This is a genomic window from Exiguobacterium sp. RIT452 (genome assembly GCF_003598705.1).
In the GTDB taxonomy this organism is placed as follows: domain Bacteria; phylum Bacillota; class Bacilli; order Exiguobacteriales; family Exiguobacteriaceae; genus Exiguobacterium_A; species Exiguobacterium_A undae.
In genome coordinates this window covers 20,408-36,797 of sequence record NZ_QXJB01000010.1, presented here as the reverse complement: position 1 = coordinate 36,797, position 16,390 = coordinate 20,408, and the positions used below count along the sequence as shown (strand labels likewise).

Genomic DNA, 16,390 nt, shown 5'->3' with positions numbered 1-16,390 from the left:
TCATCGATTGAGCATAAACCCTTCCGAGGTGTTCTTGCTCAGAGAGCCTGTTTGTTCAGGTATCCTTTTTGACGATTACGCCTCCTCTGCTTCGCAGACGGAGGCTTTTTATTTGAAATCGAGCAGCCCCTCGCGCCGGTACATTCCATTTACCAGGAGGTGCAACAGAAATGGCAAACGAAAAAGTTATCGCTGTCAAAGCGGATCTCGTATCTGAGATCGCTGAGAAAATGCAAGCGAGTGCTGGAACGATCGTCGTCGACTACCGTGGTCTCACAGTAGACGAAGTGACTGAACTTCGTAAACAACTCCGCGAAGCGGGTGTTGAATTCAAAGTTTACAAAAACGGTCTCCTCCGCCGTGCAGCAGTTCAAAGCAATCTTGAAGGTCTTGAGGAAGTCTTTACAGGTCCTACTGCGATCGCCTTCAGCAATGAAGACGTTATCGCTCCAGCTAAGATCTTAAACAACTTCTCGAAAGAACACAAAGCTCTTGAGCTTAAAGGTGGTATCATCGAAGGCAAAGTCACTTCAGTAGAAGATGTCAAAGCCCTTGCGGAACTTCCATCACGCGAAGGTCTCCTTTCGATGCTTCTCAGCGTGCTTCAAGCGCCAATCCGTGGTCTTGCGGTGGCAACGAACGCAATTGCAGAGCAAAAAGAAGAACAATCTGCTTAATGTCCGCTTAGCGGGATAGGCAAACACACAATTTTTCAAACCCCAACGTGGGCTAAATCAAAGGAGGAAAACCATAATGGCTTTCAACAAAGAGCAATTTATCGAAGACCTCAAGGGCATGACTGTTCTTGAACTTAACGAACTCGTAAAAACAATCGAAGAAGAATTCGGCGTATCAGCAGCAGCTCCAGTAGCAGCAGCAGGTGCAGGCGCAGCAGCAGCTGAAGAGCAAACTGAATTCGACGTTATCCTCACAAACGCAGGATCTGGTAAAATCAACGTCATCAAAGCAGTTCGCGAATTGACAGGCCTCGGTCTTAAAGAAGCGAAAGCACTCGTTGACGGAACTCCAGCTCCAGTTAAAGAAGGCGTTTCGAAAGAAGACGCTGACGCAATCAAAGCTAAGCTTGAAGAAGCTGGCGCTACTGTAGAAGTTAAGTAATTTTCTTCTTCACGTAAAACAAAAGAAGCTCGCTTTGCGGGCTTCTTTTGTTTTCAACTTTAATGCAGAGAGGGGAAGGAAACATGGCAGATCATTATTACACAAATGATCCCTCCTCGAAACGGGATCCGAAGTCGTGGGAGTTTGTATTACGTGGTGAAACGTTCCGTTTTACATCCGATCATGGTGTCTTTTCAAAAGGCGGCGTTGATTTTGGTTCACGCCTTTTAATAGAAGCATTTGTCGAACCAGACGTCACCGGTGCAATTCTTGATGTCGGTTGCGGCTATGGACCGATGGGCATTTCCCTGGCGAAGACGACTGGACGAGAAGCGGTTTTGGTTGATGTAAACGAGCGGGCGCTTGAGCTTGCTGCTGACAACGCACGTGCGAATGGTGTTTCCGTGACGACCGGTGTAAGTGACGGATACGCTGGCGTGGTTGATCAGACGTTTGCAGCGATCGTGACGAATCCACCGATTCGCGCAGGAAAAACTGTGGTTCACCGGATTTTACGGGAAGCGTATGATCATTTGGAAATCGGCGGTGCCTTATGGGTCGTCATTCAGAAAAAACAAGGCGGACCGTCAGCGAAAAAATTGATGGAAGAAGTCTTTGGTTCATGTGAAACCGTTACCCGGGATAAAGGGTACTCGATATTTAAATCAATTCGGTCTTGACAAATCGAGTGATTTGTCGTTGACCTTGTCTAATGTCTATGATAGTATTATAAAATGCCATTGGAGTGATTTTTGGATAAGCAGTTTGAAGCAGCTGGCGTTCTCGACTACAGATGATTGAGTAGACAAGACGTCGCTTTTTTGCGCTTATCGGTCAAAAAATGGCTTCAATGTTCGATATTACACCCGTCCTTCTCTAGAAGAAGAAGTGGGTCTGAGAGGTGAATCAGTTGACTGGTCAACTTGTTCAGTACGGTCGTCACCGTCAGAGAAGAAGCTATGCACGTATCAGCGAAGTATTAGAACTTCCAAATCTTATTGAGATTCAAACGAATTCATACGAATGGTTCCTGCGGGAAGGTCTTCGTGAGATGTTTCATGATATCTCGCCGATTTCCGACTTCACTGGAAATCTCGTATTAGAATTCATCGACTACTCGCTCGGAGAGCCGAAGTATTCGATTGATGAATCAAAAGAACGCGATGTGACCTATTCGGCACCACTACGCGTAAAAGTCCGTCTTCAAAACAAAGAGACGGGTGAATTGAAGGAACAAGAAGTCTTCATGGGTGACTTCCCGCTTATGACGGAGTCGGGAACATTCATTATTAATGGTGCGGAACGAGTCATCGTTTCTCAGCTTGTTCGTTCGCCAAGTGTGTATTACAACAATAAGTTAGATAAGAACGGTAAACGTGGATTTTCGGCAACGGTCATCCCGAACCGTGGAGCATGGCTCGAACTTGAGACAGATGCGAAGGATATCGTATATGTCCGAATCGACCGCACGCGTAAGATTCCAGTAACGGTTCTTTTACGTGCTCTTGGTTTCGGCACGGATCAGGAAATCATCGATCTCCTTGGAGATGATGAATACCTCCGCAACTCCCTTGAAAAAGATAATACAGAAACAACGGAAAAAGCCCTCATCGAGATTTACGAGCGTCTGCGTCCGGGAGAGCCACCGACTGTCGAAAATGCGAAAGCACTTCTCGTGTCACGGTTCTTTGACCCGAAACGTTATGATTTGGCAAACGTTGGTCGTTATAAAATCAATAAAAAACTTCATTTGAAGAATCGTCTGTTCGGACAGAAACTTGCGGAAACGCTTGTGGATCCGGAAACAGGTGAAGTAATCGCAGAAGAAGGAACAGTCCTTGATCGTCGTATGCTCGATAAGGTTCTGCCATTCCTTGAAGGATCTGTCGGTTATATCGAAGCGACGCCAACTGGCGGCGTAACACAAGGCGAAGCCTTCAACTTGCAGTCGATCAAGGTGTTCGCACCGGACGATGCTGAAGGTGAACGCATCATCAATATCATCGGTAACGGTAACATCGATCGTGACATCAAGCACATTACGCCTGCTGACATGATTTCTGCTATCAACTACTTCTTCAACTTGTTGCATGAAGTAGGAACGACAGACGATATCGACCACCTCGGTAACCGTCGTCTCCGTTCAGTCGGTGAATTGCTCCAAAACCAGTTCCGGATCGGGCTTTCTCGTATGGAACGTGTCGTTAAAGAGCGGATGTCGATTCAGGATCAGAACGCGATCACGCCACAGGCATTGATCAACATTCGTCCGGTTATCGCATCGATTAAAGAGTTCTTCGGTAGCTCGCAGTTGTCACAGTTCATGGACCAAACGAACCCGCTTGCCGAGTTGACGCACAAACGTCGTCTCTCTGCACTTGGACCCGGTGGTCTTACACGTGAGCGTGCCGGCTTCGAAGTCCGAGATGTTCACTACTCGCATTATTCCCGTATGTGTCCAATCGAAACGCCTGAGGGTCCGAACATCGGGCTGATCAACTCACTGTCTTCGTTCGCGAAGGTCAATGAGTATGGTTTCATTGAAGCACCATACCGTCGTGTCGATCCGGAAACGGGTGTCGTCACGAATGAAATCCACTACATGACGGCAGACGAAGAAGATCTCTACGTCGTCGCACAGGCAAACATGTTGTTGACGGAAGAGAAGACGTTCCAAGATACACACGTCTTATCACGTTTCCGTGGACAAAACTTGTCTGTCGAACCAGCTCGTGTCGATTACATGGACGTATCTCCGAAACAGGTTGTTTCGGCAGCGACGGCATGTATCCCGTTCCTTGAGAACGATGACTCGAACCGTGCCCTCATGGGAGCAAACATGCAACGTCAGGCCGTCCCACTTCTCGATCCGGAATCACCGATTGTCGGAACAGGAATGGAGTACGTGTCTGCGAAAGACTCAGGTGCTGCGGTTGTTGCAAAACACTCAGGTATCGCTGAGCGTGTAACGGCGCGTGAAATCCTTGTCCGTCGTACGACGGAAGTCGATGGCAACATCGTTCAAGGTGAGCTCGATCGTTACAAGATTCAAAAATTCATCCGTTCCAACCAAGGAACGTGCTATAACCAAAAACCAATCATCAAAGCAGGCGATCCAGTCGATAAAGGCGAGATTCTTGCAGATGGTCCATCGATGGACGGTGGGGAACTTGCGCTTGGTCGTAACGTACTCGTCGGTTTCATGACATGGGATGGTTACAACTACGAGGATGCCGTCATCATGAGCGAACGTCTCGTGAAAGACGATGTCTACACGTCGATCCACATCGAGGAATATGAGTGTGAGTCGCGTGATACAAAACTCGGACCGGAAGAGATCACTCGTGACATTCCGAACGTCGGCGACGACGCCCTGAAAAACCTCGACGACCGCGGAATCATCCGCGTCGGTGCTGAAGTTAAAGACGGGGATATCCTGGTCGGTAAAGTTACACCTAAGGGCGTAACGGAATTGACAGCTGAAGAACGCCTGCTTCATGCCATCTTCGGTGAAAAAGCACGTGAAGTCCGTGATACATCACTCCGTGTACCACACGGCGGCGACGGTATCATCCTTGACGTGAAAATCTTCGATCGTGATAACGGCGACGAACTGTCACCTGGTGTCAACCAGTTGATCCGTGCGTACATCGTTCAGAAGCGTAAGATTCACGAAGGAGATAAAATGGCGGGACGTCACGGTAACAAAGGTGTTATCTCACGTATCTTGCCAGAAGAAGACATGCCGTACATGCCAGACGGCACACCAATCGACATCATGTTGAACCCACTTGGTGTACCATCACGGATGAACATCGGGCAGTTGCTCGAGCTTCACCTTGGTATGGCTGCACGCCAACTCGGAATCAAAGTCGCATCACCGGTATTCGATGGTGCGCGTGAGGAAGATGTTTGGGCAACGATTGAAGAAGCCGGTATGGATCGCGACGCCAAAACCATCCTTTATGATGGACGTTCTGGTGAAGCCTTCGACAACCGTATCTCGGTCGGTGTCATGTATATGATCAAACTCGCCCACATGGTCGATGATAAACTTCACGCACGTTCGACGGGTCCTTACTCACTCGTTACGCAGCAGCCGCTCGGTGGTAAAGCCCAGTTCGGTGGACAGCGTTTCGGTGAGATGGAAGTATGGGCACTGGAAGCATATGGTGCCGCTTATACGCTCCAAGAGATCCTGACAATCAAGTCGGATGATACAATCGGTCGTGTCAAAGCATATGAAGCGATTGTTAAAGGTGAAAATGTACCACAACCGGGCGTACCGGAATCGTTCCGAGTCCTCATTAAAGAGCTTCAATCACTGGGTATGGATGTTAAGATGATGTCTGCCGAAGATGAAGAGATCGAAATGAAAGACGACGACGAGGACAACATCCCGAACGCGACTCCAGCACTCGAAGAAGTTCAAGCGCCTGTCGCACCAGTTGTTACTGAAGAGGAATAAGCGAAAGGGAGGTCCACCCCTTGGTAGATGTTAATAGATTTGAATATATGAAAATCGGCCTCGCTTCCCCTGAAAAGATCCGTTCGTGGTCTTTCGGGGAAGTGAAGAAGCCGGAAACGATCAACTATCGTACGCTCAAGCCAGAGAAAGACGGCTTGTTCTGTGAACGGATTTTTGGTCCGACGAAAGACTGGGAATGTTACTGTGGGAAATACAAACGAATCCGTTATAAAGGAATCATTTGTGACCGCTGTGGCGTTGAAGTCACGAAGTCGAAAGTCCGCCGTGAACGCATGGGTCACATTGAACTTGCTGCACCGGTTTCGCACATTTGGTACTTCAAAGGAATCCCAAGTCGTATGGGTCTCGTCCTTGATATGTCACCACGTGCACTCGAAGAGATCATTTACTTCGCGTCGTACGTCGTAACGGATCCAGGCGAATCGACACTCGAGAAGAAACAACTCCTTTCAGAAAAAGAGTATCGCGCATACCGCGAGAAATTCGGTAGTTCGTTTACCGCTGAAATGGGTGCAGAAGCCGTTCGTAAATTGCTTCGCGATGTTGAACTCGAAAAAGAAGTAGCTGGCTTACGTGAAGATCTTCGAATGATTCAAGGACAACGTCGTACTCGTGCGATTAAACGCCTTGAAGTCCTCGATGCCTTCCGTAACTCAGGCAACAACCCGGAGTGGATGGTTCTTGAAGTATTACCGGTCATCCCGCCGGAACTCCGTCCGATGGTCCAGCTTGATGGTGGACGCTTCGCGACATCTGACTTAAACGATTTGTACCGTCGTGTCATCAACCGTAACAACCGTCTCAAGCGTCTTCTTGACCTTGGCGCTCCGAACATCATCGTTCAGAATGAAAAACGGATGTTGCAAGAAGCGGTTGATGCCTTGATCGATAACGGTCGTCGCGGTCGTCCTGTTACTGGACCGGGTAACCGTCCATTAAAATCTCTTTCACATATGTTGAAAGGGAAACAAGGACGTTTCCGTCAAAACTTGCTCGGTAAACGTGTCGACTACTCTGGTCGTTCGGTTATCGTCGTTGGTCCAAACCTGAAGATGTATCAGTGTGGTCTTCCGAAAGAAATGGCCCTTGAGCTCTTCAAACCGTTTGTCATGAAAGAGCTTGTCTCACGTGGCATCGCACCTAACATCAAGAGTGCAAAACGGAAAATCGAACGTGTACAACCTGAAATTTGGGACGTTTTAGAAGAAGTCATCCGTGAGCATCCGGTTCTCTTGAACCGTGCCCCGACCCTTCACCGTCTCGGTATCCAGGCGTTCGAACCAACGCTCGTCGAAGGTCGCGCGATTCGCCTTCACCCACTCGTATGTACGGCATACAACGCCGACTTCGATGGTGACCAAATGGCGGTTCACGTACCACTCTCGGCAGAAGCACAAGCAGAAGCACGTCTTCTCATGCTCGCTGCTCAAAACATCTTGAACCCGAAAGACGGTAAACCTGTTGTTACACCATCGCAGGATATGGTCCTCGGTAACTACTACCTGACGCTTGAGCGTGAAAACGCAATCGGCGAAGGGAAAACATTCTCGACCGTGAACGAAGCGTTGATTGCCTACCAAAATGGGTATGTCCACTTCCATACACGTGTTGCAGTTCCAGCCGGCGTTCTTAAAAACCCGACATTCACGGAAGCGCAAAACGAGAAATTATTGGTTACGACGGTCGGTAAGTTGATCTTCAACGAGATCCTCCCAACGACGTTCCCATACTTGAATGAACCATCGATGAGCAATCTGCAGGAAGCAACGCCTGATCAGTACTTCCTTGAAAAAGGAACGGATGTCGCTGCTGAAATCAAGAGCCGTCCGATCATCGAACCATTCAAAAAAGGATTCCTCGGAAATGTCATCGCTGAAGTCTTCAAGCGTTTTGAAACGACTGAAACGAGCCGCATGCTTGACCGAATGAAAAACCTTGGTTTCAAACACTCGACACGTGCGGGTATTACGGTTGGTATCGCCGATATCATCGTACTTCCGGACAAACAGGAAATCCTCGTCGAGGCACAAGATAATGTTGACCGCGTTATGAAATCGTACCGTCGTGGTCTCATCACAGAAGAAGAGCGCTATGAGCGTGTCGTTAAATCGTGGAATGATGCGAAGGATGAAATTCAGTCTCGTCTGATGAAATCCCTTAACCGTCTCAACCCGATCTTCATGATGAGTGACTCCGGTGCCCGTGGTAACGCGTCAAACTTTACGCAGCTTGCAGGGATGCGTGGACTCATGGCCGCTCCAAGTGGACGGATCATCGAGCTCCCGATCAAATCTTCGTTCCGTGAGGGTCTGACGGTTCAGGAATACTTCATCTCGACGCACGGTGCGCGTAAAGGTCTTGCCGATACAGCCTTGAAGACTGCCGATTCAGGTTACCTGACTCGTCGTCTCGTTGACGTAGCGCAAGATGTTATCATTCGTGAAGATGATTGTGGAACGGATCGTGGTATCCGCGTCACAGCACTTCGTGAAGGAACGGAAGAAATTGAAAACCTCTACGACCGTCTTGTTGGCCGTACAGCGTTTGAAAAAGTCGTTCACCCGGAAACAGGTGCCGTTCTCGTTTCAACAAACGAACTCATCGACGAAGATATCGCGCGTGCGATTACGGACGCAGGCATCGACAACGTTGAGATTCGTACAGCCTTCACATGTAACACAAGTCATGGTGTCTGTAAGAAATGTTACGGACGTAACCTTGCGACTGGTAACGACGTCGAAGTCGGCGAAGCAGTCGGAATCATCGCGGCACAATCAATCGGTGAGCCAGGAACGCAGCTTACAATGCGTACCTTCCACACAGGTGGGGTTGCCGGAGACGATATCACACAAGGTCTCCCGCGTATCCAGGAGTTGTTCGAGGCCCGTAACCCGAAAGGTCAAGCGGTCATCTCGGAGATCGACGGACAAGTCATCGACTTTACGGAGTCGCGTGACAAGCGTGAGTTGACGATTCAAGGTCTGAGCGAGACACGGACATACACGATTCCTTTCGGATCGCGTCTGCGTGTTCAACTCGGTGAAGAAGTCAAAGCCGGACAAGTGTTCACAGAAGGTTCAATCGACCCGAAAGAACTCTTGAACGTCAAAGGTGTATCAGGCGTACAGAACTATCTTCTCCAAGAAGTTCAAAAAGTATACCGGATGCAAGGGGTTGAGATCGGTGACAAGCACGTCGAGGTCATGGTACGTCAGATGATCCGTCGCGTCCGCGTCATCGAATCAGGTGAGACATCACTCTTACCAGGTTCGCTTGTCGATATCAGCACGTTTAAAGAAGCATGTAAAGAAGCGCTCCGTGCCGGTAAAGCACTCGCTTCGGCTAAACCAGTTCTCCTCGGTATCACAAAAGCGTCGCTTGAAACGGATTCGTTCCTATCAGCTGCTTCGTTCCAGGAAACTACTCGTGTCCTTACGGATGCGGCGATTAAAGGGAAGAGCGACTACCTTCGCGGCTTGAAAGAGAACGTTATTATCGGTAAACTTGTTCCAGCTGGTACAGGAATGACACGTTACCGTCAAATCGGTCTCGAAATAGCAGGCGAAACACCTGTAGAAGCAGATTCTCCTGTAGAATAAAACGCCTTGACACGCCGGTATGGCGGTGCTACTATGATATAGTGTTGCCAACCGGCTGTGTTATTTTGGAGGATATCTTCATGTCTTACAAAAAAGTAGTCGGCGCAGATTTGAAGTTTGTCGGTCAAAAGCAAACGCTCAAAGCATTGCGATCTGGCAAGGCGTCGGAAGTGATCATCGCAGATGACGCAGATGAACACGTAAAGCAAGCATTGCTCGACGCGGCGAAACAAGCAAACGTTCCAGTCGTGAGCGTTCCTTCTAAGCTTGAGCTTGGTAAGGCTTGTGGAATCGACGTTGCTGCAACTGCTGTTGCCATTAAGAAAGTTTGATAATACGTTTTGTGTGGCGATGGAATGCCTGAGCCACGCAAAACGTTTCATTATGACTTTCGATGAACCACCCGGCTCGGTGGTTTTGAAACTTGTCATGAATTCAGGAAGGGAGGATCTCAAAGATGCCTACTATCAACCAATTAGTCCGTAAAGGACGTCAATCAAAAGTTGTGAAATCAGATTCGCCAGCGCTGAACAAAGGGTACAACAGCTTTATTAAAGCTCGTACTGACATCAGCTCACCACAAAAACGTGGTGTTTGTACTCGTGTAGGTACAATGACTCCGAAGAAACCGAACTCGGCTCTTCGTAAGTACGCACGTGTACGTTTAACGAACACAATGGAAGTAACAGCTTACATCCCAGGTATCGGCCACAACTTGCAAGAACACAGTGTTGTTCTTATTCGCGGCGGTCGCGTAAAAGACTTACCAGGGGTACGTTACCACATCGTTCGTGGTGCACTCGATACAGCTGGAGTTGACGGCCGTATGCAAGGTCGTTCGAAATATGGTACTAAACGTCCAAAAGCAGCAAAAAAATAATCTAGATATCAGAAGATATCACCTCACTATATGAAAGGAGGGACTCGGAATGCCACGTAAAGGTCAAGTAGAACGCCGTGATGTAATGGCTGATCCGATCTACAACTCTAAACTCGTTACCCGCCTTATCAACCGTCTTATGTTAGATGGTAAAAAAGGTACTGCTCAACAAATCTTATACAAAGCTTTCGAAACTATCGCTGAACGTTCAGGTCGCGATGCAATGGAAGTTTTTGAAGAGGCGATGAACAACATCATGCCAGTTCTTGAAGTAAAAGCACGCCGTGTAGGTGGAGCTAACTATCAAGTTCCTGTCGAAGTCCGCCCTGAGCGCCGTACGACACTCGCACTTCGTTACCTCGTGAACTACTCACGTCTCCGTAACGAGAAAACAATGGATGCTCGTCTTGCTAACGAAATCATGGACGCTGCAAACAACACTGGTGCTTCTGTTAAGAAGCGCGAAGATATGCACAAAATGGCGGAAGCGAACAAAGCGTTTGCTCACTACCGCTGGTAAATCCGGAATTAACCACCTCATCTATGCCATTTTGTATGGAAATATGAGGTGGCTTTCGGGTATAGTCATGACGTGTGGCAACACACGGACACTAAACTAAAATGCGAAAGGAGAATGTTTAAAGATGGCAAGAGAATTCTCCCTTAAGAACACCCGTAATATCGGGATCATGGCCCACATCGATGCTGGTAAAACAACAACGACTGAGCGTATCCTCTATTACACGGGTCGTATCCACAAGATTGGTGAAACGCACGAAGGTGCTTCACAGATGGACTGGATGGAGCAAGAGCAAGAGCGCGGAATCACGATTACATCGGCAGCAACAACTGCACAATGGAAAGGTAACCGCGTAAACATCATCGATACACCTGGACACGTAGACTTCACTGTTGAAGTTGAACGTTCACTCCGTGTACTTGATGGTGCGGTAGCAGTACTTGATGCTCAGTCTGGTGTTGAGCCACAAACTGAGACAGTATGGCGCCAAGCTACAACTTACGGCGTACCACGTATCGTTTTCGTTAACAAAATGGATAAAATCGGTGCAGACTTCCTGTACTCGGTTGGAACGCTCCGCGACCGCCTTCAAGCGAACGCACACGCAATCCAAATCCCAATCGGCGCTGAAGATGAATTCAAAGGAATCATCGACCTCGTTGAAAAGAAAACATACATGTACGGTAACGACCTCGGTACTGACATCGAAGAAACTGAAGGTTTCCCTGCAGAATTCGCAGAAGAAGCTGAAGAACTTCGCGCGTCATTAATCGAAGCAGTTGCAGATTACGAAGAAGAAATGATGATGAAATACCTCGAGGGCGAGGAAATCACAATTGAAGAGCTTAAAGCGGGTATCCGTAAAGCGACACTTACAGTTGATTTCTACCCAGTTCTCGTTGGTTCGGCATTCAAGAACAAAGGTGTTCAGCTTATGCTTGACGCAGTCCTTGACTACCTCCCATCACCAGTCGACGTAAAAGCAATCACAGGAATTAACATGGATACAGATGAAGAGATCGTTCGTGAGTCAACTGACGAAGCGCCATTCTCTGCACTTGCATTCAAAGTTATGACTGACCCGTATGTTGGTAAATTGACGTTCTTCCGTGTGTACTCTGGTACAGCTTCGGCAGGATCATACGTCAAGAACTCAACAAAAGGTAAACGTGAGCGTCTTGGACGTATCCTTCAAATGCACGCGAACAGCCGTGAGGAGATCCCAATGGTCTTCGCTGGTGATATCGCAGCAGCTGTAGGTCTTAAAGATACTACTACTGGTGATACGCTTTGTTCAGAGAAAGACAACGTCGTTCTCGAATCAATGACATTCCCAGAACCAGTTATCTCGGTCGCAATCGAGCCTAAAACGAAAGCTGACCAAGATAAAATGGGTCAAGCACTCGCTAAGCTTGCTGAAGAGGATCCAACATTCCGCACTGAAACTAACCCAGAGACTGGTCAAACGATCATCTCAGGTATGGGTGAGCTTCACCTCGACATCATCGTTGACCGTATGCGTCGCGAATTCAAAGTCGAAGCAAATGTTGGTGCTCCACAAGTAGCTTACCGTGAAACGATCCGCCAAGCGGCGAAAATCGATTCTAAGTTTGCTCGTCAATCAGGTGGTCGTGGTCAGTATGGTCACGTCGTCGTAGAATTCGAGCCAAACGAAGAAGGTGCTGGCTTTGAGTTCAACAACAAAATCGTCGGTGGTGTTGTTCCACGTGAATACATCCCAGCGGTTGAACACGGAATCGAAGAAGCGCTTCAAAACGGTATCCTTGCTGGTTATCCAGTAGTTGACGTTAAAGCGGCACTCGTTTTCGGTTCGTACCACGATGTCGACTCAAACGAGATGGCATTTAAAATCGCGGCTTCAATGGCCGTCAAACAACTTAAAGATAAGAGCGGCGCTGTTATCCTTGAGCCAATGATGAAAGTTGAAATCGTCATCCCAGATGAATACATGGGAGACATCATGGGTGATGTTACATCACGCCGTGGACGCGTTGAAGGTATGGAAGCTCGCGGGAACGCTCAAGTCGTTCGTTCGATGATTCCACTTTCAGAGATGTTCGGTTACGCTACTGGTCTTCGTTCACGCACACAAGGTCGCGGAACGTACTCGATGCACTTCGATCACTACGAAGAAGTACCGAAATCAGTTGCTGAAGAAATCATCAAAAAAGCAAACGGCTAATCCTTCACAGGTTGTCACGCTTTTATGATTAGTGTAAGCTAAGGAAGGTGTACGTTATTCGACGATTCACCTTCCTAGTTATAAAATATTATTAGACACATAGAGGAGGAATTCAGAATGGGTAAAGAAAAATTCGACCGTTCTAAACCGCACGTTAACGTTGGTACAATTGGCCACGTCGACCACGGTAAAACAACTTTAACAGCAGCTATCTCAGCTGTACTTGCAAAAGCACAAGGTAAAGCTGCAACTAAGTTTGACCAAATCGATGGTGCTCCAGAAGAGCGCGAGCGCGGTATCACTATCGCAACAGCTCACATCGAGTACGAAACAGAAAAACGCCACTATGCACACGTTGACTGCCCAGGTCACGCTGACTATGTTAAAAACATGATCACTGGTGCTGCACAAATGGACGGCGCGATCCTCGTTGTTTCTGCAACTGATGGTCCAATGCCACAAACACGTGAGCACATCTTGCTTTCACGTCAAGTAGGTGTTCCTTTCATCGTAGTATTCATGAACAAAGTCGACATGGTTGACGACGAAGAGCTTCTTGAACTCGTTGAAATGGAAATCCGCGAACTTCTTTCTGAGTACGACTTCCCAGGCGATGACCTCCCAGTTATCCAAGGATCTGCTCTCGGCGCGCTTAACGGCGAAGCTAAATGGGAAGAAAAAATCATGGAACTCATGACAGCTGTTGATGAGTACATCCCTGAGCCAACTCGTGACACTGAAAAAGACTTCATGATGCCAGTTGAGGATGTTTTCTCAATCACTGGTCGTGGTACAGTTGCTACTGGCCGCGTTGAGCGTGGAGTTCTTAAAGTCAACGACGAAGTTGAAATCGTTGGTCTTCACGAAGAAACTAAAAAATCAGTATGTACTGGTGTAGAGATGTTCCGTAAGCTTCTTGACTATGCTGAAGCTGGCGACAACATCGGAGCACTTCTCCGTGGTGTATCACGTGACGACATCGAGCGTGGACAAGTTCTCGCGAAACCAAACACAATCACACCGCACAAAACTTTCAAAGCGCAAGTTTACATCCTTTCAAAAGAAGAGGGTGGCCGTCACACGCCATTCTTCGGTAACTACCGTCCACAGTTCTACTTCCGTACAACTGACGTAACTGGTATGTGCCAACTTCCAGAAGGAACTGAAATGGTAATGCCTGGGGACAACATCGAATTGACTGTTGAACTCATCGCGCCAATCGCTCTTGAAAAAGAAACTCGTTTCTCAATCCGTGAAGGTGGCCGTACAGTAGGCGCTGGATCAGTTACAGAAATCGTTGAGTAATTTTTAAGACAAAAGGTCTTCCGTCTCCCGTGACGGAAGACCTTTTTTTTGATTTGCTGAAAACAGTCTTGCAACATGGTCAGACATCTTATATACTGAGGAAAGTGTTTGTGCGAGTGGTGAGAGACTTGAAAACAAATTCTATTTTTATTTTACTTGCTTTCCTGCTTGGAATTAAGTAAACTAGAATATGTTGGTCACAAACACAACGCGATGAAGCGGGAGGTTATGACACACCAGGCGGCATTGCCATGGCTAGTGTGGAAATTTCCGCGGAGAATGTCTATTTACAAAATAGGCGAAAAGGAGGGAAACAACATGGCAAATGAAAAAATTCGGATCCGTTTGAAAGCATACGATCACCGCGTGCTTGATCAATCGGCTGAGAAGATTGTCGAAACAGCAAAACGTTCTGGTGCTACTGTATCTGGTCCGATCCCACTCCCAACGGAGAAAGCGATCTACACAGTACTTCGTGCCGTTCACAAGTACAAAGATGCTCGTGAGCAGTTCGAAATGCGTACACACAAACGTTTGATCGACATCGTTAACCCAACACCGAAAACAGTTGATGCGCTTATGCGTCTTGAACTTCCATCGGGCGTTGACATCGAAATCAAACTTTAATTTTTCTTCTATAAATAGTTGATACTAGCCAGAAGATCAAAATCATTCAATATTAGGAGGTGTATCTCATGGCTAAAGGAATCTTAGGAACTAAACTCGGTATGACACAAGTCTTCAACGAGTCAGGCGAAGTAGTACCGGTTACTGTTGTTTCAGTAGAAGGTAACGTTGTTCTTCAATTGAAGACAATGGAAGTGGACGGTTACGAAGCAGTCCAACTCGGCTTTGGTGATATCAAAGAAGGTCGTCAAAACAAACCGCAAAAAGGTCACGCAGCGAAAGCTAGTGCGACACCTAAGCGCTTCATTAAAGAAATCCGTACATCTGTAACAGATTTCGAAATCGGTCAAGAGATTAAAGCAGATACTTTCGCTGCAGGCGAAATGGTTGATGTAACAGGTACGTCGAAAGGTAAAGGTTTCGCTGGAGCAATCAAGCGTCACAACCAATCACGTGGTCCAATGGCTCACGGTTCGCGTTACCACCGTCGCCCAGGTTCAATGGGTCCTGTCGCTCCAAACCGTGTATTCAAAGGGAAATTGCTCCCAGGACGCATGGGTGGAGAGCAAGTCACTGTTCAAAACCTTGAAATCGTAAAAGTTGATGTAGAACGCGGCTTACTCCTCGTCAAGGGTGCTATCCCAGGCGCACGTAAGAGCCAAGTTGTCGTCAAAACTGCGGTAAAAGGCAACTAATTTGTTTGCAAGGAAAGGAGGAATAACGAATGCCTAAAGTAGCTTTGCTTAACCAAACAGGTACACAAGTTGGAGACATCGAGTTGGCAGATGCCGTTTTCGGAATCGAGCCAAACGAAGCAGTCGTATACGATGCAATCGTCATGCAACAAGCTTCACGTCGCCAAGGTACACATGATACAAAAGGTCGCTCGGAAGTTCGCGGTGGCGGCCGTAAACCATGGAAACAAAAAGGTACTGGTCGTGCACGCCAAGGTTCGATCCGTTCGCCACAATGGGTTGGCGGTGGAACAGTCTTCGGTCCAACACCACGTTCGTACGCTTATAAACTTCCTAAAAAGGTTCGTCGTCTCGCATTACGTTCAGCACTTTCTTCGAAAGTCGCTAACAACGAGTTCATCGTTCTTGAAGGATTGACAATCGATGCTCCGAAAACAAAAGACATGATTTCGGTCTTCGCTGCTCTTTCAATCGAACGTAAAGTCCTCGTCGTTACTGCTGATTACAACGAGACAGTCGTTCTTTCAACACGCAACATTCCGGGTGTCACAGTCGTTGACGCTGCTGGAGTAAACGTCCTTGATCTTGTCGCACACGACAAAGTCATCTTCACGAAGGATGCAGTTGCGAGAGTAGAGGAGGTGCTTGCATAATGGCAAACGCACACGACATTATCAAACGTCCTGTAATTACTGAACGCTCAGTGAACCAAATGGCTGAGAAAAAGTACACGTTCGAAGTAGACGTAAAGGCATCTAAGACACAAATCAAAGATGCAGTTGAAGCGATCTTCGGCGTTAAAGTTGAAAAAATCAACACACTTATCTCTAAACCAAAAGCAAAACGCGTAGGTCGTCACGCTGGTTACACAGCACGCCGCAAAAAAGCGGTCGTCACGCTTACTGCAGATAGCAAAGAACTCGATTACCTCGGTTAATCGGTACTCTGTAGAA

General features: G+C 47.6%; 14 protein-coding genes and 1 other annotated feature (1 of these 15 only partly in view). All 14 genes read left to right on the top strand.

Features of this window, described 5'->3' with window-relative positions; genetic code table 11:
- Positions 1-120: a sequence feature (ribosomal protein L10 leader region), on the top strand; it begins 35 nt to the left of the window's first position.
- Positions 121-170: 50 nt separating this feature from the next.
- The 14 genes from rplJ to rplW all read left to right on the top strand — a co-directional run bounded on the left by rplJ (position 171) and on the right by rplW (position 16,374).
- Positions 171-677 (top strand): 50S ribosomal protein L10, encoded by a 507-nt coding sequence (rplJ, locus tag D3D03_RS15605; RefSeq protein ID WP_014969141.1) that lies wholly within the window; start codon positions 171-173, stop codon positions 675-677.
- Positions 678-753: 76 nt separating this feature from the next.
- A complete protein-coding gene (rplL, locus tag D3D03_RS15600) occupies positions 754-1,119 on the top strand; it encodes a 50S ribosomal protein L7/L12 (protein WP_026834308.1) in 366 nt (121 codons plus the stop codon).
- 83 nt (positions 1,120-1,202) lie between these two features.
- Positions 1,203-1,799 (top strand): class I SAM-dependent methyltransferase, encoded by a 597-nt coding sequence (locus D3D03_RS15595; RefSeq protein WP_119924076.1) that lies wholly within the window; start codon positions 1,203-1,205, stop codon positions 1,797-1,799.
- Between the two features lie 230 nt (positions 1,800-2,029).
- The gene (gene rpoB, locus D3D03_RS15590) at positions 2,030-5,587 is read left to right on the top strand and encodes a DNA-directed RNA polymerase subunit beta (protein WP_026834306.1); all 3,558 of its coding nucleotides are present in this window, start codon (positions 2,030-2,032) and stop codon (positions 5,585-5,587) included.
- Positions 5,588-5,607: 20 nt separating this feature from the next.
- Positions 5,608-9,207, top strand: a complete 3,600-nt coding sequence (gene rpoC / locus D3D03_RS15585) for a DNA-directed RNA polymerase subunit beta' (protein ID WP_026834305.1) — start codon at positions 5,608-5,610, stop codon at positions 9,205-9,207.
- An 80-nt stretch (positions 9,208-9,287) separates the two neighbouring features.
- On the top strand, positions 9,288-9,539 hold the full coding sequence (locus D3D03_RS15580; protein ID WP_026834304.1) for a ribosomal L7Ae/L30e/S12e/Gadd45 family protein: 252 nt from the start codon (positions 9,288-9,290) through the stop codon (positions 9,537-9,539).
- Positions 9,540-9,664: 125 nt separating this feature from the next.
- Positions 9,665-10,087: a 30S ribosomal protein S12 gene (rpsL, locus tag D3D03_RS15575; protein WP_012369004.1), complete on the top strand. Its 423-nt coding sequence runs from the start codon at positions 9,665-9,667 to the stop codon at positions 10,085-10,087.
- Between the two features lie 49 nt (positions 10,088-10,136).
- On the top strand, positions 10,137-10,607 hold the full coding sequence (rpsG, locus tag D3D03_RS15570; protein ID WP_026834303.1) for a 30S ribosomal protein S7: 471 nt from the start codon (positions 10,137-10,139) through the stop codon (positions 10,605-10,607).
- A 124-nt stretch (positions 10,608-10,731) separates the two neighbouring features.
- Entirely contained in the window at positions 10,732-12,810 is a 2,079-nt protein-coding gene (gene fusA, locus D3D03_RS15565) for an elongation factor G (protein ID WP_026834302.1), read from the top strand.
- 117 nt (positions 12,811-12,927) lie between these two features.
- Positions 12,928-14,115: an elongation factor Tu gene (gene tuf, locus D3D03_RS15560; RefSeq protein WP_026834301.1), complete on the top strand. Its 1,188-nt coding sequence runs from the start codon at positions 12,928-12,930 to the stop codon at positions 14,113-14,115.
- Between the two features lie 318 nt (positions 14,116-14,433).
- Positions 14,434-14,742 carry a 30S ribosomal protein S10 gene (rpsJ, locus tag D3D03_RS15555; protein ID WP_012369008.1) on the top strand — a complete coding sequence of 103 codons (309 nt, stop codon included), beginning with the start codon at positions 14,434-14,436 and terminating at the stop codon, positions 14,740-14,742.
- Between the two features lie 68 nt (positions 14,743-14,810).
- Positions 14,811-15,437 carry a 50S ribosomal protein L3 gene (rplC, locus tag D3D03_RS15550; protein WP_026834300.1) on the top strand — a complete coding sequence of 209 codons (627 nt, stop codon included), beginning with the start codon at positions 14,811-14,813 and terminating at the stop codon, positions 15,435-15,437.
- 29 nt (positions 15,438-15,466) lie between these two features.
- Complete coding sequence (gene rplD, locus D3D03_RS15545) at positions 15,467-16,090, top strand: 50S ribosomal protein L4 (protein WP_012369010.1); 624 nt, start codon at positions 15,467-15,469, stop codon at positions 16,088-16,090.
- Positions 16,090-16,374: a 50S ribosomal protein L23 gene (gene rplW / locus D3D03_RS15540; RefSeq protein ID WP_012369011.1), complete on the top strand. Its 285-nt coding sequence runs from the start codon at positions 16,090-16,092 to the stop codon at positions 16,372-16,374. Before rplD ends, rplW begins: the two co-directional genes overlap by 1 nt.
- Positions 16,375-16,390 lie beyond the last annotated feature (16 nt).